We start from the raw sequence: 21,018 nt of genomic DNA on the forward strand, positions 1-21,018 counted from the left end.
CCATCGGGAGTGCCTTCATGCATGAAACGACCCTGCTGATCTTCGCCGCCGTCGCGTTCGTCGGTATCGCGACTCCCGGCCCGACCGTGCTGCTCGCGCTGACCAACGGCTCGCGCTACGGTGTGCGCCGCGCGGCCTACGGCTTCGCGGGCGCGATGCTGTCCGACTTCGTGCTGATCGTCGCGGTCGCGCTCGGCCTCGGCGCGCTGCTGATGGCGTCGGCGTTCTGGTTCTCGGTGGTGAAGTGGCTCGGCGCCGCATATCTCGCTTACGTCGGCATCCGGCTGCTGATGTCGAAGGGGGCGCTCGACGTCGCCGCCGCGCACGATGGCCACGCATCCGGGCGCAACGCGTCGATCTTCGCGAAGAGTTTCCTCACCGCGGTGACGAACCCGAAAGGCTATCTGTTCTTCTCCGCCTTCCTGCCGCAGTTCCTCGATCCGTCCGCGCCGCTCGCGCCGCAATACGTCGCGCTCGCGGTCACGTTCGCACTGCTCGACGGGGTCGTGATGTTCGGCTACGCGCTGCTCGGCGCCCGCGCGGTGCGGCTGCTGAAGCGCGCGGGGGCGCTGTGGCTCGAGCGCACGTGCGGCGCGATGCTGCTCGCGCTCGCCGGGTCGCTGGCGCTGTATCGGCGTCATGCGGCATAGGCGCGGATGCGGATGAGAGTCGCTACGCCGCCCCGCTCCGGCTTTCCCGGCCTGTCGCTGCGCCAGATCGAACGCGCCGACCTCGGCGCGTGGTACGCGTATCTGACGAACCCCGACGTCTACCGCCATACGAGCTGGAACCTGCGCTCGCCCGACGATCTGCTTCCGCTGTTCGACGCCATCGATTCGACGGACCCCGATTCGATCCGGCGTCTCGCCGTGATCGACGACGCATCGGGCGCCCTCGCCGGGACGATCGGCCTGCATACCGTATCGACCGTGAACCGCTCGGCGGAGATCGCATACGATCTCGCGCCGTCGCACTGGGGGCGCGGGATCGCGAGCGCGCTGTGCGAGGCCGTCACCGCGTGGGCATTCGCCGATGGCGGCTTCATGCGCATGCAGGCCGTCGTGCTGACCGGCAACGCAGGCTCCGCGCGTGTGCTGCAGAAGTGCGGCTACCGGTACGAAGGGCTGTTGCGCGCATACAAGATGGTGCGCGGCACGCCGGGCGATTTCGCGATGTACGCGCGCCTCGCGACCGACTGACCGCGCCCCGCGGCTTCAGACCCGCGGCTTGACGTACAACCGCTCACCGCTTCGCGTGCGCTCGCCATTGGACGGCCTGCGCCGAATTGGCGACAATCGCCGTTCCCTTCCCCGACGCTCCGCCATGAAAATCGCCGCGCTGTCCGACATCCACGGCAACCTCGCCGCGCTCGACGCGGTGCTCGACGACGTCCGCCGCCGCGGCGCCGACGTGATCGTCAATCTCGGCGACATCCTGTCGGGCGCGCTCCATCCGCCCGAAACGGCCGACCGCCTGATCGCGCTCGACCTGCCGACCATCAAGGGCAATCACGAACGGCAGTTGCTCACCGGCGATCGCGAATCGATGCGGCTGTCGGATCGCTGGGCGCACGACACGCTGCGCGCCGATCATCTGGCATGGATCGCCGCGCTGCCCGAACGCATGACGCTCGGCGACGACGTGCTGATGGTGCATGGCACGCCCGACAGCGACCTCGTCTATTTCCTCGAAACGGTCACGCCCGACGGCTGCCGCGCGGCCACGCCCCATGAAATCGCGCGGCGCGCGGGCGACGAACCTGCATCGCTGATCCTGTGCGGCCACACGCACATCCCGCGCACCGCCAAGCTCGACGACGGCCGGCTGATCGTCAACCCGGGCAGCGTGGGGCTGCAGGCATACACCGACGACCTGCCGCATCCGCACCGCATCGAGACGGGCTCGCCGCATGCGCGCTACGCGATGGTGTCGCGCACGGCCGCCGGCTGGAACGTCGAATTCCACGCGGTCGAATACGACTGGCACACGGCGGCCGCCACCGCGGCATCGCGCGGGCGCGACGACTGGACCGTCGCACTGCGCACCGGCCGGTGCTGACACGCGCGCCGCGCCACCCCGATTCACTTCATTCACCGGAAAACCGCACCGTCATGCCTGTTCCGTCACAACTGCTCTTCCTGCCCGGCGCATCGGGCAGCACCGCCTTCTGGCAACCGCTCGCCGGCCTTCTCGAGCATCCGGCCGAGCGCCGGATCGTCGGCTATCCGGGCTTTGGCGACACCCCGCGCGATCCGGCCGTCGACGATTTCGACAGCCTGGTGCGTCATGTTCTGGAAACGATCGACCGGCCGACCGCCGTCGTCGCGCAATCGATGGGCGGCGTGATCGCGATGCGTGCGGCGCTCGACAAACCCGAACTGATCACGCACCTCGTGCTGACGGTCACGTCCGGTGGACTCGACATGGCCGGGCTCGGCGCGCAGGACTGGCGCACCGGTTTCGCGGAAGCCAACCCGCAGCTTCCCGACTGGTTCCTGACGTTCCGTGCCGACCTGTCGCAGGAGATCGGGCGCATCGCACAGCCGACGCTGCTGCTGTGGGGCGACGACGATCCGATCAGCCCCGTCGCGGCTGGCCGGCGCCTGCTCGAACGGTTGCCCGACGCGCAGTTGCACGTCGTGCCGGGCGGCCGGCACGATCTCGCGGCCGTGCATGCGGCGACGCTCGCGCCGCTCGTTGATGCGCATCTGCAGCGCGGGTGACGTCGAGCGCTTCGGTTTCGGTTTCGGCTTCAACGTCAGCTTCGGTTTCATCACGAACCCGAAACCGCGCCGCTTACGCACCGTATCCCGTCACCCCGCATTCCTCAGCGTCAGCCGCGCCTCGAGGCCGCCGCCGTCCGTCCGGTTGGTCAGCGTGAGCGTGCCGCCCATCGCCAGCGCGAGCTGCCGCGCGATCGCGAGGCCGAGCCCCGTGCCGCCCGTCTCGCGGTTGCGCGACGTCTCCACGCGCCGGAACGGCTCGAACACCGCGTCGAGCTGATCGTCCGGAATGCCGGGCCCGCGGTCGAGCACGGCGATCACCGCGCCGCCGTCCGGCGCGGCGTGCACGTCGATCTCGGCCGCGCCCGCGAACTTCAGCGCGTTGTCGACGAGGTTGCCGACGATGCGGCGCAGCGCCTTCGGCCGCGTGACGAGCGCGAGCGGCGCGCGGCTGTGCAGCGCGACGTCCTGCCCCGCATCCGTGTAGTCGCACACGATGCTGTCGAGCAGCGCGTCGAGATCGATACGGCGCGCGGCTTCCTCGTTGCCGTGCAGCGTCCGCGCATACGCGACGCCCTCCTTCACCAGATGCTCCATCTCGAGCAGGTCCTGGCGCAGCTTCGCGCCCTGCGCGTCGTCCTCCATCATGTCGGCGCGCAAGCGCATCCGCGTGATCGGCGTCTGCAGGTCGTGCGAGATCGACGCGAGGATCTGCATGCGCTCGGCCATGTACTGCGCGATGCGATCCTGCATCGCATTGAACGCCCGGGCGGCGCGCGCGACTTCCGACGGCCCGCCCTCGTTCAGCCGCTCGCCCTTCAGGTCGGGGCCGAGCGCATCGGCGGCCTGCGCGAGCTGCTTGAGCGGCCGGGTCGCGAGCCGTACCGCGAGCCAGCAGCACGCGGCCAGCACCGCGAGCTGCAGCGCGAGCACGACCGGCAGCCAGCCCGACAGCGGCACCGTCGACATCGGATGGATGTCGATCGTCAGCGGCGAACCGTCGGTCAGGCGCAGATGCACCTGCAGATGTTCGCGGTCGCCGGGAATCGCGTTCGCGGTCAGCGGGTAGTCGCCGCCGATGCCGTCGGAGATCGAGCGCTCGACGCGCGCCGACAGCCGCGCTTCCGGCGGCGTGCCGGTCTCGCCGGGCCCGAGGATGAACGTATAGCTGCGCCGCGCGAGGCGCGGCAGCCACGCGGCCCGCTCGGCGGGCGGCAGGTGGTCGAGCAGCGCGACCGAGCTCGCGACCTCGCGCTCGATGTAGCCCATCATCAGGTTGGTGGTCGCCTGGTCGCGCTCGGTCATGGTGAGCCAGAACGACAGCGTCTGCGCGAGCGCAAGGCCCACGCACAGGATCAGCGCGAGCCGCGCGAACAGCGAGCGCGGCCAGTGCCACGGCATGCGCGCGCTCATGGCGTACCGTCGACGGCGGTCACGGCCGACGAGAACACGTAGCCCTCGTTGCGCAGCGTCTTGATGTAGCGCGGCTCGCGCGCGCCGTCGCGCAGGCGCTGACGCAGCCGGCTCACGAGCAGGTCGATCGACCGGTCGAACGGATCGGATTGCCGACCCTGCGTGAGATTGAGCAACTGGTCGCGCGTCAGCACGCGCTGCGGGTTGTCGAGGAATACGCGCAGCAGCCGGTATTCGGCGCCGCTCAACGCGACCAGCGTGCCTTCCGCATCGAGCAGGTGGCGCCCGGTCGTGTCGAGCCGCCATTCGCCGAACGCGAGCATCTCCGCGGTTTCCGTCACCTGCATGCCGGGCGGCAGCATGCGCGCGCGGCGCAGCACCGAGCGGATCCGCGCGAGCAGTTCGCGCACCGCGAACGGCTTGGCCAGGTAATCGTCCGCGCCCATCTCGAGGCCGATGATGCGGTCGGTTTCCTCGCCGCGTGCGGTCAGCATCAGCACGGGCACCGTGCGGAACTTGCCGGCGCGCAGGTCGCGGCACAGCGTGAGGCCGTCCTCGCCGGGCATCATCAGGTCGAGCACGATCAGGTCGGGCGCGCCGTCGTCCAGCACGTTGCGCATCTCGCGGCCATTCGCGGCCAGCGAGACGCGCATGCCGTTCTTCTCCAGGTAATCCGCGATCAGTTCGCGGATCGCGCGGTCGTCGTCGACGATCAGCACGTGGTCGATCTTGTCCATGAGTCGGTGTCGAGGTATTCGGGCAGGTGATGTCCGCTTTTATACCGCACGGCGGGCAGGCGTTTGTATCCCAATGTATCGCGCCGCCGCGACGACACACAACATTGCACACGCGTGGCTCGCCGGACACATCGCAGATACGTCGGCGCCGCCTAATGGGGCCTGTCGAAACCCGTCCGGCCGCCGCCACCGAGCGCCGGCCTCCCGCTCAGGAGAACGCCATGCTGCCCCGATTCAAGATCGCCGCCCTCGTCATCGCCCTTGCCGCCACAGCCGGGCTCGCCGCCTTCGCGGGCACCCGCGACGACGCGGGCATGCCGGCTTCGCAGGCCGGCACGGCCGCGCCCGATTTCACGGGCATCGACCGCTGGCACAACAGCCCGCCGCTGACGCTCGGCCAGTTGCGCGGCAAGGTCGTGCTCGTCGATTTCTGGACGTACTCGTGCATCAACTGCATTCATACGATTCCGTACGTGAAGGAGTGGGACCGGAAGTATCGCGACCAGGGGCTCGTCGTGGTCGGCGTGCATACGCCCGAGTATCCGTTCGAGCGCGACGCGAAGAACGTCGCCGATGCGATCAAGCGCTTCGATATCCGCTATCCGGTCGCGCAGGACAACCGCTACGATACGTGGCGCGCTTACGGCAACGAGTACTGGCCCGCGCTGTACCTGATCGACGCGAACGGGAAGGTCGTCTATACGCGCTATGGCGAAGGCGGGTACGACAAGACCGAAGCCGCGATTCGCACCGCGCTCGCGCAGGCCGGTGAAGGCGCGAAGGGCACGACGCGCACGCAGTGACGGGCCGGTGCGCGGGCGTGGCGCTTGCCCGCACATGCCTGCCCGTCACGGGCGCTCACCCGCGCTTCGCGTCGGCCGCCGCGATCATCGCTTCCCCGATCGCGAGGTTGCCGTTCGCGACCAGCGCGTCGCCCGCGCCGCGGATATCGGCCACGTCCTTGTTCTGCCCGAGCTTGCGTTTGCCGACGAGCCGCGTGATCTCGATCTGCAGCCCGACGATCGCCTGCAGCATCGCGTCGAGATAATCCGCCGGCGCGTCGCCCATCTTCCAAGGCACCGGCTGCGACGCCTCGTGCGTGCGCGTCAGCCGGGCGACCACGCCGCGCACGAACTTCGCGTCGTCGCGCACCGTGATGCGGCCGTGCGCATGCACGACCACGTAGTTCCACGTCGGCACCTGCCGGTGCGCGACATGCTTGCTCGGATACCAGGTCGGCGAGATATACGCGTCGCCCGCGCGGAAGATCACGAGCACCTCGTCGCCGTTCGCAACGTCCTGCCAGACCGGATTCGCGCGCGAGACGTGCGCATGCAGTTCGCCGAGGCCGCCGTCGCCGGGCAGCAGTTCGAACGGGATGTGGTTCGCGTCGAGCCCGTTGGTGCCGTGCGTGATCAGGCTGCCGAACGGATGCTGCACGATCAGCTCGCGCAGCGCGTCGGGGTTGGGTTCGTTGAAATCGGCGGGGACGTACATGTCGGCTCCACGGTCGTGCAGGGGGTGGGAATGGATCGGGCGCTGGCCCGTCATGCGCCGATTGTCGCGCCAAACTGGTTTATTCTGTAGAGCCGGTTTTGAACAAATTCAGCAGACCAGAATCATGGCAAGAACAGCACGGAACGCCGATATCCCGTCGCTCGGCGCGCTCGATCGCGCGGCCGGCGACCTGAGCCGCCAGCTCGCGCAGGCGCTGCGCGAGGCCGTGCGGCGCGGCGACGTCCATCCGGGCGACGCGCTGCCGTCCACGCGGCTGCTTGCCACGTCGCTGCAGGTGGCGCGCGGCACCGTCGTCGATGCGTACGCGCAGCTCGTCGCCGAAGGCTTTCTCGAATCGCGCGGCGGCGCGGGCACGCGCGTCGCAAATGCGCTCGCGCTCGCCGAGCCGCCGCCCGTCGACGCTCCCGAACCGCCTGCGCGGCGCCCCCCGCCGGCGCATACCGGCCTCCCCGAGCCGGCCGCCACCTTCGCGAGGATCGCCGGTGAATTCCGCCCGCTGCCGGCCATGCCGTTCGCGATCTCGGTGCCGATCGGCCACACCGCGCCCGACGACATCTGGCGCCGGCTCGGCAACCGCCTGCGCGCACGCGGCGCCGGTGCACCGTCCGGCTATGCCGATCCGCAAGGCGCGTTGCCGCTGCGCGAAGCGATCGCCGACTACGTGCGCCGCTCGCGCTCGGTGCGCTGCCATGCCGACCAGGTCGTGATCACGAGCGGCACGCAGCAAGGGCTGCATCTCGCGAGTCACGTGCTGCTCGGCGCGGGCGATCAGGCATGGGTCGAGAATCCGGCCTATCGCGGCATCACCGCACTGCTCGACAGCACCGGGCAGCGCGACGCGATGGTGCGGGTGCCGGTCGACGCCGACGGCCTCGACGTCGACGCCGGCATCCGTCTCGCGCCGCATGCGCGGGTCGCATTCGTCACGCCGTCGCACCAGTACCCGCTCGGCATGCCGCTCAGCATGGCGCGGCGCAATGCGCTGCTCGCCTGGGCGCGTGGGCAGCGCGCGTGGGTGGTCGAGGACGACTACGACAGCGAGCTGCGCTACGAAGGCCATCCGTTCCCGTCGCTGCAGGGGCTCGACCCCGACCGCGTGATCTACCTCGGCACGTTCAGCAAGATCCTGTTTCCGTCGCTGCGGCTCGGCTACGTGATCGCGCCCGACGATCTCGTGCCCGCGTTCTGCGGCGCCCGCGTGCTGATGGATCGCCATGCGCCGACTGCCGACCAGCACGTGCTGGCCGCGTTCATCGCGGACGGCCACCTCGACCGCCACATCCGCCGCATGCGCGGCGTGTATGCGGAACAGCGCGCGCTGCTGATCGACACGCTCGGTGCGCGGCTGCCGCGCGAGCGCGCGTGGGTGCAGCAGGGCGACCAGGGGATGCACGTCGTGCTGTGGCTCGCGGAAGGGATTGACGATCTCGACGTAGTCGAGCGCGCCGCGCAAGCCGGCGTCGCGGTGCGTGCCGTGTCGCCGATGTTCGCGCCGGGCACGGCCCGCCCGGGGCTCGTGCTGGGCTTCGGCGGGTTCGGCCGCGCGCAGATGGAAGCGGCCGCGCAGCGGTTGGCGGATGTGGTCGCAATGGCTGCCGACGACGCCGTGCCGCGCTGACCGGACGGCGTCGAACGCTGGCGGGCCGGCCACGATTCGTCGGGAGAATCGCGCCGGGCCGCGCCGTAAAAGGTTGTCGGCGGGCAACAAACGTAATCGTCTGTAAATCCTGCAAGCAAACGGCCATTTTGGCCGGCGTCGCATGGGTGCCGTTTGCTAGGATCGCGCCTCTTCCATCCGCGCTCCTGCCGCCTTGAATCGCTTCGTGCCGCTTCTCCGAGACGCGTGGCTCCGTTGCCGCGCCCGCGTCGTGCCGTTCGCCGCCGCCTGCGGCGCGCGCTTCCGCGCGCTGGGCGCCGGCGCGCTGCATCGCCTGCGTCATCCGACGCGCCGCGGCGTCGCGCTGACGCTCGCCGCGATCCCGGTGCTGGGCCTGCTGGTGCTGCTCGCGTTCGTCCCGTTCACGCCGAGCATCGGCGACATCCGCAAGGCGCGCATCGACCGCCCCGCGCGCGTGCTGTCGGCCGACGGCCAGCTGATCGCCGAATTCCGGCCCGTCAACCGCGAATGGGTGCCGCTCAAGCAGATCTCGCCGCACATGGTCGACGCGCTGATCGCGACCGAGGACCACCGGTTCTACGCGCATCACGGCATCGACTTGCGCCGCACGATCGCAGCCGGGCTGCACACATTCTCGGGCGACCGCCAGGGCGGCTCGACGATCACGCAGCAGCTCGCGCGCAACCTGTATCCGGATGAGGTCGGCCGCGCGCCGACGCTCACGCGCAAGGTGAAGGAGCTGATCACCGCGTTCAAGATCGAGTCGGTGTACAGCAAGGACGAGATTCTCGAGACCTACCTGAACACCGTGCCGTTCCTGTACAACGCGTACGGCGTCGAAATGGCCGCGCGCACCTACTTCGGCAAGTCGGCCGACCAGCTCGACATCGTCGAAAGCGCGACGCTCGTCGGGATGCTGAAGGGCAACAGCTACTACAATCCGGTGCTGAACCCGGAGCGCGCGGTGCAGCGGCGCAACATCGTGCTCGACCGGATGGCGCAGATGCACATGCTCACGCCGCAGCAGCTCGCGAAACTGCAGCGCCAGCCGCTGCGCGTCGACTTCGAGCCGCAGTCCGGGCAGCCCGGCCTCGCCCCGCACTTCGCGGTGCAGTTGCGCAAATGGCTGATCGCGTGGGCCGATCGCAACAACTACGACCTCTACTCGGACGGCCTCGTCGTGCGCACAACGCTCGACGCGCGGCTGCAGGACATGGCGACGCAGGCGCTGACGCGGCAGACCGAACGGCTGCAGGCGATCGCCGACGGCGCATGGCGCGGCCCGTCCGGCTGCGGGCTGCGCAACGACCTGTTCCGCGGCTTCATCCGCCAGACGCCCGACTATCGGCAGGCGCGCGACACGGGGCTGACCGATGTCGCGGCGCTGAAGCGGCTCGGCGCCAATCGGGATTTCATGCGCGCGCTGTGCGAGCGCAAGACGCAGGTGCAGGCCGGCTTCGTCGCGATCGATCCGCGCAACGGCGCGATCCGCGCGTGGGTCGGCAGCCCCGATTTCGGCAGCGAGCCGTTCGATCACGTGTCGCAGGCGCGGCGCCAGCCCGGCTCGACGTTCAAGCCGTTCGTCTATGGCGCCGCGTTCGCGGACGGCATGCGGCCGGGCGATACGTTCGTCGACCGCCCCGTGGCGATCCCGATCGACGGGCGCGCGATCTGGCGCCCGACCGATGCCGAGCCGCCGACCGATGAGCCGATGACGCTGCGCGATGCGCTCGCGCTGTCGCGCAACCGCATCACCGCACAGGTGATGCAGCACGAAGGCGCCGCGAAGGTCGCGCAGCTCGCCCGCGCGATGGGCGTGCGCGAGAGCCCGCTCGATGCGGTGCCGTCGCTGGCGCTCGGCACGAGCCCCGTCACGCTGAAGGAGATGGTGTCCGCGTACGGCACGATCGCGAACCGCGGCGTATACGTCGCGCCGCAGATGATCACGCGCATCGAGGATCGCGACGGCAAGGTGCTCGCCGTCTTCGGCAGCGCGCCGCCCGAACGTGCGTTGCCTGAGCCCGCCGCGCAGACGCTGGTCGACGTGATGCGCGACGTCGTCGATCGCGGCACCGGCGCCGACATTCGTTCGCGCTACGGAATTCGGGTCGACGTCGCCGGCAAGACGGGCACGACGCAGGACAACGCGGACGGCTGGTTCATCCTGATGCATCCGCAGCTCGTGGCCGGTGCGTGGGTCGGCTTCGACGACGGCAGCGTGACGCTGCGCAGCGACTACTGGGGCGCGGGCGCGCACAGCGCGCTGCCGATCGTCGGCACGTTCTACGATGCGGCGCTGCGCGCGCGGGCGATCGATCCGCACGCGCAGTTCTCACCCGACTTCCGGCCGCGCAGCGCGCCGGCGCCGCGGCGGCGCACGCCGCAGCATTCGGGTCTGTTCGACTGGCTGAGGTTCTTCCGCTGACTGGAGTGCCGGCGAGTACGACGGCCGTCCGTTCGACTGGCGCGTCGTCGTCGCGCAATGCCGCAACCGGGGGACAGTGCTCCAGTTTTGCGCGACCGCGACACGGCGGACATGCCAGGGCATCACACGGTTGAAGCACCGGCCGGCTTACAACGCCACCGTGCTCAGCCCGCCGCGAGCGTGGCTGCCAGCACGTCGAATTCCGGCGCCCACGCCGCACGCCACGCAGCCTTCGTCGTGTCGTCCACCCACGCGCCGTCGATCCCGTTCAGCATGAACTGCTTCAGCTCGGCCACGGTGAAGCCGAAATGGCTGAACATCAGCTCCCACGCCTCCGACGGATTGACCTTGTGCAGCGTCGGATCGTCGGTGTTCGGATGGATCTTCAGCCCTAGGCCCGGCATCTTGCGCATCGGGTGCCGTTCCGCCCATTGCTCCGGCGGCAGCGTGCGCAGGTAGTACGAATTCGTCGGCACGACGGTGAACACGATCCCGCGCTCCGCATAGCGGGCGCACAGCTCCGGGTTGTCGACGATCGTATAACCATGATCGACGCGATCGACCTGCAACAGATCGACGGCCGTCTCGACGTTGCGCCACGGCATCCCGAACTCGCCCGCGTGCGCGGTCGTGCGAAAGCCCGCCGCGCGTGCATTGCGGTAAGCCTTCCAGAACAGCTCCGGCGGCCGGTCGTTCTCGCGATAGTCGATCCCGAGCCCCGCGACTTCGTCCGCGCGGTTCGCCTTCATCCATTCGACGATCGCCACCGCTTCGTCGGGATCCTGCTCGCGGTCGATGCTCGGGATCAGGCGCGCGCCGATCCCGAAGTCGCGTGCGGCGTCGCGAATACCCGTCACGATCGCGGCCTGCGCATCCGCATACGCTATACCCGACACATGCACCGTACCCGTCGGATTCCAGAAGAATTCCGCATGCCGCACGTTGTACGCGGCGGCATCCTCCAGATACTCGTAGGCGATCCGCCGCAGGTCGTCGGGCTGCGTGAGCAGATACCGGTCGAGCGCGCGCAGCACATGCAGCACGCCGACCGGCTTCTCGCCGCGCGCATAGAACGCGTCGATTTCCGCGCGCTCGATCGGCGCACCGCTGCGCTCCGCGAGTGCGACGAACGTGTCGTGCCGCACCGCGCCGAGCAGGTGGCAATGCAGCTCGATCTTCGGCAGCGCGTGGAAGAAGGCCCGATGGGCCGGCGTGATCTCGATGCCCGTGCGCGCGGCCGGGACGTTGCCTGGTGTTCCCTTCATTGCAGTCTCTTTCTTGGTAGTACCGATGCGTCGCGAATGCCGTCTCTCAGTGCGGCTTCACGACGGTCCAGAAGTAATAGCCGAGCGGAAGCGCGAGCACGACGAGCCCCCACGACACGTCGCGCCAGCGGCCCGCCAGCAGCTTGACGAGCACGTAGCACAGCAGGCCGCCCGCGATGCCGGTGCCGAAACTGTTCGACATCAGCGTGAGCAGCACCATCGACATCACGGGCAACGTATCGGTGAAGTCGTCGAAGTGCGTGTGGCGGATCGTCGCGAACATCGACAGCCCGATCAGGATCAGCGCCGGCGCGGTCGCCTCTTTCGGGATCGCGAGCGCGACCGGCACGAACAGCAGCATCGCGGCGAACAGCACGGCCGCGGCCAGCGACGACAGCCCGCTGCGCCCGCCGGCCTCAACACCCGCCGCCGATTCGATCAGCGCGGTCAGCGCGGGAATGCCGAACACGGGCCCAAGCGTCGCCGCGAGCGAATCGACGAGGAACGGCCGGTTGATGTTCGGCAGGTTGCCCTGTTCGTCGAGCAGGTTCGCCTTCGCACCGACCGCGAGCGCGGTGCCGAGCGTCGAGAAGAATTCCGCCGCGAAGAACGCGAACAGGTACGGCGCGGCCGCGAGGCTCAACGCGCTGCCGATGTCGAGCTTGAACGCGATCGGCGCGATGCTGTGCGGCAGCGACACGAACGACGCGGGCAGGTGCGTGACGCCGAGCGGCACGCCGGCCGCGGCCGCGACGAGGATCGCGATCAGGATCGCGCCGGGCACCTTGCGCGCCTGCAGCACGATCGCGACCGCGAGGCCGATCAGTGCGACGAGCGCGCCCGGCCGCGAGAAGTCGCCGAGCGCGAACGCGTTGGTCTTCGCGTTCGCGACGACCATCCCCGCGTTGCGCAGCCCGAGCATCGTGACGAACAGGCCGATCGACGCGCCGAGCCCGAGCTTGATCTGCACGGGAATCAGCCGCACCACGACGCCGCGCGCGCCGAGTATCGTCAGCAGGAAGAACAGCACGCCCGATACGCAGGCGATGCCGAGGCCCGTCTGCCATCCGACGTGTTCCGTCGTCGCGAGCGTCACGCCGATGATCACCGAGCCGCCGATGCCGGGGCCGACGAGGAACGGCAGGTTCGCGTAGAGCCCCATCAGCGTGGTAAACAGCACGAACACGATGATCGTCGCGGTCGTCGCCGCGCCGCGCTCCATCCCGCCCGTCGCGAGCAGCGACGGGATCACGACGAGCAGGTACGCGGCCGCGAGAAACGACGTGACGCCCGCGATCGTCTCCGTGCGCACGCTCGTGCCGCGCGCGGCGAGCGCGAAGCGGCGTTCGAGCCAGCTGGCCGGCGCTCGCGCCGGCATCGTGTCAGTCGCTGACATGGTGGTTCTCCTGTGATTCCGAATATTGTCCTGTGCCGATTCACGCAGCGCGGTCTTATACTGCCGCGTACCGCATCCCGACCGTTATTGCCCGATGTCGTCCGACCGCTCGTCGCTGCTGCCCGCGCTCACGCTGCGGCAGGTCCAGCACTTCGTGGTACTCGCCCACGCACGCAGCTTCACGCAGGCCGCGCAGGCGCTCTCGCTCACGCAGCCCGCGCTCACCGCGTCGATCCGCCAGATCGAATTCCTGCTCGGCGGGCGTCTGTTCGCGCGCTCCGCGCACCGGCTCACGCTCACCTCAGCGGGCGAAGCCGTGCTGCCGCTCGCCGAACGCCTGCTCAACCAGGCGCGCGGCACCTTCGACGACATGACGCGGCTCATCGGCGAACGCATCCAGACCGTGCGCATCGCGTTCATCCCGTCGGTCGCGGGCCGCCTGCTGCCCGCGCTCAATGCACTGCGCGACGCGCACCCGACGCTGCGCTTCACCCTCACCGACCTGCCGAACAGCGCGCTCGTCGAAGCCGTGCGCGACAGCGTCGCGGATCTCGGCATCGGCGTGCGCGAACCGGACAGCGACGACGGCACGCTGCGCTACCAGCAGCTCTTCGAGGACGAGATCGTGATCGTCGTGCGGCATGACGATCCGCTCGCCCGCGCGAAGAGCGTCACGTGGGCCAGGCTCGTCGATCGCGAGCTCGCGGTGTTCGTGCGCGGCAGCGTCAGCGAATCGCTGCATCGCACCGGCGGCGCCGAGAAGCTGCGCCTGAACGTCACGTACCGGATGGAATACACCGAGCCGCTCTACGCGCTTGCGCGCAACGGCCTCGCCACCGCCGTGCTGCCGAGCCTCTACACGATGCATCTGCACGATCCCGAACTCGTCGCGCTGCGCGTCGACAAGCCGCGCGTCACGCGTGCGATCTCGCTGATCTCGCTCGCCGGCGACGATCGCGGCCCGCACGTGCGTACGTGCCGCGAGTGGATTGCGAAGCACATCTGATTACCTTCAGGGCAGCTTCGCGATGCGCTCGACGAGCGCTGCGTAGAAGCGGTCCGCGTCGACCTCGTTGATCCACGTCGCGTTCGCCGTACGGCCGCTGCGTCCGCTCCAGTCGACGACGGTCTCGCCGAGCGTCCACTGCCCGGTCGTCTCGACCATCACGTTCACCTTGCGCCCGCCGAACAGCGTCGGATCGACGAGATAGCCGACCGCGGTCGGGTCGTACATCGGCGCGTCTTCGACACCGCGCCGCTTCTTGTTGTACGCGAGCTCGGCATCCATGATGTCCGCGACGATCGCGCCGCAGCGGTTGCCGAGTGCGCGGAACGGCGCGACGCGCGCCGGCGTGATCGGCGCTTTCACGGCGACATCGCGCGGCAGCACGACGATCGGCACGCCGCTGCCGAATACGACTTCGGCCGCCTGCGGGTCGACGTAGATGTTGAATTCGGCGGCCGGCGTGATGTTGCCGCGCTCGAAGAACGCGCCGCCCATCAGCACGATTTCGCGCAGCGCGCCGCGAATCTGAGGCGCTTCGACCAACGCGGTCGCGAGGTTCGTCAGCGGGCCCAGCGCGCACAGCGTCACGCTACCCTGCGCTGCACGGCTCAGCGCATCGACGAGATACGACACCGCGTGACCGGCGGCAAGCGGCGCCCGCGGCTCATGAAGTTCGACGCCTTCGAGCCCCGTCTTGCCGTGCACGTTCGCGGCCGTCACGAGATCGCGCACGAGCGGACGCGGGCAGCCTGCGTAGACGGGCAGCGTCTTCGTGCGGCCGGCCCAGTCGCGGATGATCCGCGCATTGCGTTCGGTCAGGTCGAGCGGCACGTTGCCCGCGACGGCGGTCAACGCGCGCACGTCGAGCCGGTCCTGCGCGCCCAGCGCGAACAGGATCGCGATGGCGTCGTCCTGCCCCGGGTCGGTATCGATGATCACCGTGCGGCGCGCGGCCTCGCCGCCGGCCGCGAATGCGCCCGTTTCGGGCAGCAGCGCGGTGCCGGCCAGCGCGGCGGACAGTTTCAGGAAGGTGCGGCGGGATGCGATCGGATGGGTCATGGTCGGGCGCTCAGAAAACGTGCCGGACGCCGACCGTCGCCATCATCTGGCGCGTGCCGGTCGACCGGGCGTACGCGAAGATCTGCGCATGGTCGGCGTCGCCGGCCGCCTGCTGCGCGATCACCGTCAGCGCGACATCGGTGCGTTTCGACAGGAAGTAATCGGCCTGCAGGTTCACCTGGTGCCATTTCGGCCGCTTGTCGATCACGTCGTACTTGCCGTTCGTGAACGCATACGCGGCGCCGAGGAAGAGCTGCGGCGTCATCGTGTAGACGACGTTCACGCCGAGGTTCTGCAGGTGCAGGTGCGTGTTGTCGAGGTAATCGTAGCGCACGTCGGTAAACATCGCCGCGAACTGCGCGCGGCCGATCGTGTAGAAGCCGCCCGTGCCCGCGATCCGCTGCCGGCTCGCGTAGGCCGCGGGCGACATCGCGCTCTTGCTGAAGATCAGCAGCGGCGACGCATAGTCGTTCGCGATTGCGCCGTCCTGGTTCGTCGCGCTGTACGGATGGTTGTACTGCGCGTAGACCGCGCTCCAGCGCAGCGGGCCCTCCTCGTAGCCGAGCCCGAAGCTGTATGCGCTGTTGTTCGCGAAGCCGGTCACGTTGCTGAAGCCGTACAGTGCGGTGAATTTCAGGCCGTAGTAGACGGGGCTCACGTACTTCACCGAGTTCTGCACGCGGATGTCGTTGTAGCCGTTGTCGTTGTCGCCGATGTTCACGCCGTTGCTCGCGATGATCACCGGCCCGATGTAGTCGTGGATCGCGTCGTACTGGCGGCCGAACGTCAGCGAGCCGTAGGTGCGGTCGGCCAGGCCGACGTAGGCCATCCGACCGAACTCGCGGCCGTTCTGCGCGGCCGTGCCCGTCATCACGTTGAAGCCGTTCTCCAGCTGGAAGATCGCGGACAGCCCCTGCCCGAGATCCTCCTTGCCCTTCAGCCCCCAGCGCGGGTTCTGGTTCGTGCCGGACAACGCCTGCCAGGCGTTCTTGCCGCCCTGGTTGGTCGCGAACCCGACACCGGCCGAGATGAGACCGTACAGCGTGATGCTGCTTTGCGCACAGGCATGCGTCGCGAAGGCGCCGAGCATCGCGAGCGGGGCGAGCTTGTAGAGAGTTTTCATCGGGTCGTGTGATCGGTGGTGGTCCAGGCGCGGCAGGGTTCCGCGAAACTGGCCTCGACTATACGAACCCGGATCGGATAATAAAAGTTTGCTTTTATTATGGTTCAATAAAACGGATTTATTCTCATCATGATCGCTCCCGTGCCCGCCGCACCGGCCTTCAGTCCGCCGTGTCGCCGCCCTTCGGCAGCTGCGACCACGCCTTGCGCCCCGGCAACGGCGACCACGCCGGCCGCGTCTTGCGTGCGCTGTCGATCACGACCAGGTAGCGGCCCGCGATCGGCGTGATGTCGCGATCGCGGCGCAGCACCCACAGCGACTTGCCGGCCTCGACGCGCGCCTGGTAGTCGTCGTCGAGCAGGCCGTGCCGGTCGAAGAACGTGTTCAGCGAGGCGGGAATGCGCACGCACCCTTTCGAGTGCCGGATGCCCAGCAGCGCTTCGAGGCGATCGGGGTCGGTCGCATGCATCTGGAACCGCATCGGCGACACGCCGCCCTTGCCCCACCCGCGCTCGCCGTCCACCCAGCCGAAGTCGTAGATGCGCATGTCGCGGTGCCCATAGCCGCGAATGCCGTTCTCGTTCGTCGTGCCTTCCGCGCGGAAATCCATGTTGTCCGGCGAGTGATGGAACACGCCGAGCGGCGTCAGGAAATGGTCGTACGTGCCCGGCAGCCCGGTGCCGACCGGCGATGCGCCGATCATCATCCACGCGTTGGCCGGCGTCGCGCGGAAGTAGATGAACAGCGCCTGGACGTTCGGTGCGCGGTCGACCATCGCGATGTATTCGCCGGCCAGGTTGCCGAGGTCAGCTTCGTCGAGCGCTTTCTGGAGACGCTCGCCGTACGCGCGTTGCTCGCTTGCCGGTACGTTCAGGCGCCGCGTGACTTCCTGTGTGAAGCGCTTGCGCATGTCGATCGCGCGCGCCGTCGCATCTTTTGCCTCTTCGGCCGACAGGGGCGGATGCTGGCGCGGCGGTGTCGGTGCAGGTGGCTCGGCCTCGCTGGCAGGCGTAGCGGAAGCGGCGGATGCAGGTGCGGCGGTGGATGCGGTGGATGCGCCCGAAGCACCCGACGCCGGGCTGGCAGGCTCTGCGGGATGCGCGTGTGATGCGGCAGGCGCGGGCTTCGCCGCCGACGCTCCCGACGATGCATGCGCCGCCGAAGCGGGATGCACTCGAGAAGCTGCCGATGCGGGTGTCTCGATTGATGAGGATGGCGTAGCGATGGGTGCCGATGCGTCGGAGGCCGCAAAGGCAGGCCGCTCGACAAGCACGGAGATCGGCAGTGCCGCAGCGATCCCAATACACGCAGCGGCGACACGGGCAAGGCAACGCGGCTTCGCAAATCGCCGCGTGAAGCTGAAAGGCATCATACGTTCGAAGCCATCGGCCGATCCGGCCGCCGCATGCTGCTGTTGCGGGCGGCGCATCTTCCGCGCGAGCCATCGACACGTCCGGCGCATCATGTGCGCCCGGCGCCGACGCCTCTTCGCGTCGGAGCCGTTCGCTGTTGCAACGCGGTCGGTCCGATGGCGGCTAATGAGTCGTCAGGCCCTTCATTCTACGCGTCCATGCAAGAATCGGCAGGGGCGAGCGTCGCGGTTTTGCGCTTCGTCACGCTTTGTTTCAACTTTGTTTCAACTCGTTGCCGCTTGCTTTTTCGTTACGTGGCAGTCTGATTCGCTGTGCGTTAGCGATCGATACAGGAAGCGGAGTGCTTCGTGAAGGCACGACTGGATCTACAAATCGATTCGGATGCCAAATCACTCGCCACACGCAGTACGCACCCTACGCGCGATGCAATCTACATCGCATCGCACGCACGCCGCACGAACCGTGCGACATGCGTGCGCAACCACCATTTACTTCGAAATAGTTTCGAGCGCGATGCCTTTCGTGCGCGGCCCCATGAAGCCAATCGCGGCCATTACGATCACCATCGCGCCCGCGATGAACGCGAATACGCCGAACGTGCCGAAGCCCTTCAACACGGCAGCGATCACGAATGACGAGAAGATCGCCGAGAAGCGGCTCCACGAATAGACGAAGCCGACGGCCCGTGCACGGATCGACGTCGGGAACAACTCGGCCTGATACGCGTGGAAGCTGTACGACATGATGTTGCTCGCGAGCGTGAGGCCGATGCCGAGCACGATCAGGAAGGCGCCGACCGTCGTCTGGCTGAACAGCAGCCCGCAGACGACGATCGCCGCCGCCATCGCGACGATCACCGACTTGCGCTCGAAGCGGTCGGCGATCACGAGGCCGATCAGCGGGCCGATCGGCGCGGCGAGCGCGATCACGCTCGAATACATCAGGCTCGACGTGATCGTGATGCCCTGCTTGATCAGCAGCGTCGGCACCCAGTTCGCGAAGCCGTAGAAGCCGACCGTCTGGAACACGTTGAAGATCGTCATCATGATCGTGCGGCTGCGATACGGCTGCACCCACATGTCGCGGAAGCTGCCGCGCGGCGGTACGGGCTCGGCGGGCGCGGGCGGCGGCAGCGGCCGCCCGTATTCGGCTTCGACCTTCGCCTCGAGCGTGCGCATAATGCGATCGGCCTCTTCGACCCGCCCCTGCTGCGCGAGCCAGCGCGGGCTTTCCGGCAGTTCGCGGCGAATCCACCACACGAAGAGCGCGCCGTGTGCACCGATCAGCACGACCCAGCGCCAGCCGTCGAGGCCGAACGGGGCATGCGGCACGAGCAGGTACGCGAGGAACGCGACCACCGGCACCGCGACGAACCCGACCGCCTGCTCGCACGCGAATGCGCGGCCGCGGATCTGCTTCGGGACGAGCTCGGAGATGTACGTGCCGATCGTCACCATCTCGACGCCGAGTCCGAGACCGACGACGAAGCGCCAGAAGTTCAGCCCGGCCGCGGTGTCCTGGAATGCCATCACGACGTTGGCGGCCGTGTACCACAGCAGCGACCACGTGAAGATCGCGCGGCGGCCGAAGCGGTCGGCGAGGAAGCCGCACGCGATCGTGCCGATGAAGAGCCCGGAGAACAGCGCGGCGATGAAGCTCGCGACGCCCGTGGTGCCGAACAGGCCGTGCGTCGTCGCCGACAGGATCCCGCTTTTCACGAGGCCGGGGGCGACGTAGCCGCTATAGAGCAGGTCGTAGAGCTCGAAGAAAAAGCCGAGGCTCAGCAGGATGACGAGTTTCCAGACGGTACGGGTGGGCGGCAGGCGGTCGAGGCGGGCCGAGATGGAGCCGGGGTCGATCGTCCCGACGCGGGTGGCGGCCGCTGCGGCGAGCGGGTCGGGCTGGGTGGATGCCATGGTGGCAAGTCTCCGGATTCTTGATTGTCCTGGCGCTACCAGAGGGGCGTTGGCGAGCGGCTTCGCGCATTTTAGCGAGGCGAGCGGCGGAACACATCAGTCATCTGACGCGCGGTCGCGCGCCGCAACGCATAGGAGCAGCCTTGATCAAGCCAGTTCCACCGTCACTGGCGATCGGAGCACAACGTCATACGGGCTTCACCGCCGGCCAATCGACGCTCTCTGCATCCAGAAATTCGACTCCCTTGATGCCACGCCTGATGGCTTCGTGGCGAAATTCCTCGGAGCAGATCAGCGCGTTGCTGCTCCCTTCCATGCCGATCAGCTTGAAGATAGGGCATGCGAAATCGTCGGATACAACCAGTTTCCTTATTCTTGCAATTCCGCCAAATTTCCCGTCTACAAACTTCGATTCGCCGCCGTCCACCTCTTCAGGTCGAAAGCTCGGGAAGATTGCAACGCAATAGCCGTCTCCCGATGCGGGCGTTCCTTCCAAAGACAAAATCCTGACCGGTGCGACGTCCACCATCGGCACGTTCAGTTCAGAAACGACCGCACCAAATCTTTCGCTCATCAGGTAATGAAAACCCAAGTCTGCGCGGACATCGAAATCGTACCGATCGTCTTGGGTGATGAAGACGACGCCATCCGGAAATTTTTCGTGCGCCTTCCCGCGCGACGGGTTTGCATACCAGGGGAAGTATCCGACGCCTACACTCGTGGTGTCCTGATAGTACTTGTCGTACAGCGCGCCATTCAGCATGCCGATCGGGCATCCCGGGTCCGCTCTTTGAGACAGAACGTAATACTTCACGGTTGATCATTCCTTGCTTCCGTTTAGCCCGCCAGATTCTCAGCAATAGGCATCACGTAACTTGCGCGAAAAACAATCCTTCGGATCTTTTTCCATCGATAAACAAGTAACCCAGCGCATCACTTAATCCAAATATATCCGTCCAGTTCGCCGGAAAATCACCCGAGTATAATTGCAAGGAAAACTCAAGCCCCTTGTCGAGCGCCAAGTTTTCGTTTTGGAGGAATCCAGGCGGCACACCAATTCCGCTACCTTGATACGGCTGCGCCACATCATCCCCGACAATTAACCTTCTTGCCGGTATGACATCCCTTCCAAAAACCTCCCCTCCTTTCTCATGAAAGACAACTTGAGTCGCCCCGCCCCTCTTAATAATTTCCATTTCCTCGGGATCACCATGATACGTTATGCGATCCAAGAAATAGTCATCCCTCGAGTAAAACGAAAACACTGAAACATACTCCGCACCGCCCTCAACCCCAAGGAACTTGGCGGGCAGAGAGGCCACTAATTGAAGCTCTTCCCCCGATGACGTCGTCGGCCAATTTATAAGCCCACCTATAAGCGCTCCCCCTCCGATTCTCGGCTCAAGTGCGTCATGGCACTCCGCATCTGCTAGTAGCCTTTTCATA

General features: G+C 67.6%; 19 protein-coding genes. 8 read left to right on the plus strand and 11 right to left on the minus strand.

Translation table 11 applies throughout. The features are described from left to right. Positions 1 to 17: 17 nt before the first annotated feature. The 4 genes from FFS49_RS33720 to FFS49_RS33735 all read left to right on the plus strand — a co-directional run bounded on the left by FFS49_RS33720 (position 18) and on the right by FFS49_RS33735 (position 2,723). A complete protein-coding gene (locus FFS49_RS33720; RefSeq protein WP_137910173.1) occupies positions 18 to 650 on the plus strand; it encodes a LysE family translocator in 633 nt (210 codons plus the stop codon). A 12-nt stretch (positions 651 to 662) separates the two neighbouring features. Beyond that, positions 663 to 1,199 (plus strand): GNAT family protein, encoded by a 537-nt coding sequence (locus FFS49_RS33725; protein WP_039339765.1) that lies wholly within the window; start codon positions 663 to 665, stop codon positions 1,197 to 1,199. Positions 1,200 to 1,323: 124 nt separating this feature from the next. Then, positions 1,324 to 2,058: a metallophosphoesterase family protein gene (locus tag FFS49_RS33730; protein WP_137910174.1), complete on the plus strand. Its 735-nt coding sequence runs from the start codon at positions 1,324 to 1,326 to the stop codon at positions 2,056 to 2,058. Positions 2,059 to 2,111: 53 nt separating this feature from the next. Beyond that, a complete protein-coding gene (locus FFS49_RS33735; RefSeq protein ID WP_137910175.1) occupies positions 2,112 to 2,723 on the plus strand; it encodes an alpha/beta fold hydrolase in 612 nt (203 codons plus the stop codon). A gap of 90 nt (positions 2,724 to 2,813) precedes the next feature. On the opposite strand, the gene FFS49_RS33740 is transcribed toward FFS49_RS33735, so the two are convergent. Together FFS49_RS33740 and FFS49_RS33745 are read right to left on the minus strand one after the other, a co-directional pair. Beyond that, positions 2,814 to 4,136, minus strand: coding sequence for an ATP-binding protein (locus FFS49_RS33740; protein WP_137910176.1), 1,323 nt, complete (start codon positions 4,134 to 4,136; stop codon positions 2,814 to 2,816). After that, positions 4,133 to 4,873 carry a response regulator gene (locus FFS49_RS33745; RefSeq protein ID WP_034190595.1) on the minus strand — a complete coding sequence of 247 codons (741 nt, stop codon included), beginning with the start codon at positions 4,871 to 4,873 and terminating at the stop codon, positions 4,133 to 4,135. The genes FFS49_RS33740 and FFS49_RS33745 overlap by 4 nt, the downstream gene beginning before the upstream one ends. Positions 4,874 to 5,094: 221 nt before the next feature. Between FFS49_RS33745 and FFS49_RS33755 the strand changes: the two genes are divergently transcribed. Then, positions 5,095 to 5,676, plus strand: a complete 582-nt coding sequence (locus FFS49_RS33755; protein ID WP_137910177.1) for a thioredoxin family protein — start codon at positions 5,095 to 5,097, stop codon at positions 5,674 to 5,676. Between the two features lie 55 nt (positions 5,677 to 5,731). Here the strand turns inward: FFS49_RS33755 and FFS49_RS33760 are convergent, their stop codons facing one another. Continuing rightward, a complete protein-coding gene (locus tag FFS49_RS33760) occupies positions 5,732 to 6,370 on the minus strand; it encodes an FMN-binding negative transcriptional regulator (RefSeq protein ID WP_039339668.1) in 639 nt (212 codons plus the stop codon). Between the two features lie 124 nt (positions 6,371 to 6,494). On the opposite strand from FFS49_RS33760, the gene FFS49_RS33765 reads away from it, so the two are divergent. Both FFS49_RS33765 and FFS49_RS33770 read left to right on the plus strand, forming a co-directional pair. Then, positions 6,495 to 8,009 (plus strand): PLP-dependent aminotransferase family protein, encoded by a 1,515-nt coding sequence (locus FFS49_RS33765; protein ID WP_137910178.1) that lies wholly within the window; start codon positions 6,495 to 6,497, stop codon positions 8,007 to 8,009. Positions 8,010 to 8,202: 193 nt separating this feature from the next. Continuing rightward, complete coding sequence (locus FFS49_RS33770) at positions 8,203 to 10,434, plus strand: transglycosylase domain-containing protein (RefSeq protein ID WP_137910179.1); 2,232 nt, start codon at positions 8,203 to 8,205, stop codon at positions 10,432 to 10,434. A 164-nt stretch (positions 10,435 to 10,598) separates the two neighbouring features. On the opposite strand, the gene add is transcribed toward FFS49_RS33770, so the two are convergent. Continuing rightward, on the minus strand, positions 10,599 to 11,699 hold the full coding sequence (gene add, locus FFS49_RS33775) for an adenosine deaminase (RefSeq protein ID WP_039339674.1): 1,101 nt from the start codon (positions 11,697 to 11,699) through the stop codon (positions 10,599 to 10,601). Between the two features lie 46 nt (positions 11,700 to 11,745). Beyond that, entirely contained in the window at positions 11,746 to 13,095 is a 1,350-nt protein-coding gene (locus tag FFS49_RS33780) for an NCS2 family permease (RefSeq protein ID WP_137910180.1), read from the minus strand. 94 nt (positions 13,096 to 13,189) lie between these two features. Between FFS49_RS33780 and FFS49_RS33785 the strand changes: the two genes are divergently transcribed. Beyond that, complete coding sequence (locus FFS49_RS33785) at positions 13,190 to 14,101, plus strand: LysR family transcriptional regulator (protein WP_137910181.1); 912 nt, start codon at positions 13,190 to 13,192, stop codon at positions 14,099 to 14,101. Positions 14,102 to 14,107: 6 nt separating this feature from the next. Here FFS49_RS33785 and FFS49_RS33790 read toward each other — a convergent pair whose 3' ends face one another. The 6 genes from FFS49_RS33790 to FFS49_RS33815 form a co-directional block, all read right to left on the minus strand. Next, on the minus strand, positions 14,108 to 15,160 hold the full coding sequence (locus FFS49_RS33790; RefSeq protein WP_137910182.1) for a nucleoside hydrolase: 1,053 nt from the start codon (positions 15,158 to 15,160) through the stop codon (positions 14,108 to 14,110). A gap of 10 nt (positions 15,161 to 15,170) precedes the next feature. Next, positions 15,171 to 16,283, minus strand: coding sequence for a porin (locus FFS49_RS33795; RefSeq protein WP_137910183.1), 1,113 nt, complete (start codon positions 16,281 to 16,283; stop codon positions 15,171 to 15,173). A 160-nt stretch (positions 16,284 to 16,443) separates the two neighbouring features. Beyond that, positions 16,444 to 17,745 carry a hypothetical protein gene (locus FFS49_RS33800; protein ID WP_137910191.1) on the minus strand — a complete coding sequence of 434 codons (1,302 nt, stop codon included), beginning with the start codon at positions 17,743 to 17,745 and terminating at the stop codon, positions 16,444 to 16,446. A gap of 399 nt (positions 17,746 to 18,144) precedes the next feature. After that, entirely contained in the window at positions 18,145 to 19,572 is a 1,428-nt protein-coding gene (locus FFS49_RS33805; RefSeq protein ID WP_137910184.1) for an MFS transporter, read from the minus strand. A gap of 187 nt (positions 19,573 to 19,759) precedes the next feature. After that, positions 19,760 to 20,386 carry a hypothetical protein gene (locus tag FFS49_RS33810; RefSeq protein ID WP_137910185.1) on the minus strand — a complete coding sequence of 209 codons (627 nt, stop codon included), beginning with the start codon at positions 20,384 to 20,386 and terminating at the stop codon, positions 19,760 to 19,762. 52 nt (positions 20,387 to 20,438) lie between these two features. Then, positions 20,439 to 21,017 carry a hypothetical protein gene (locus tag FFS49_RS33815; RefSeq protein WP_124495232.1) on the minus strand — a complete coding sequence of 193 codons (579 nt, stop codon included), beginning with the start codon at positions 21,015 to 21,017 and terminating at the stop codon, positions 20,439 to 20,441. Between the last annotated feature and the right edge of the window lies 1 nt (position 21,018).

Origin of the sequence: Burkholderia sp. 4NA327C6 (assembly GCF_005502655.1) — a bacterium.
GTDB lineage: Bacteria > Pseudomonadota > Gammaproteobacteria > Burkholderiales > Burkholderiaceae > Burkholderia > Burkholderia contaminans.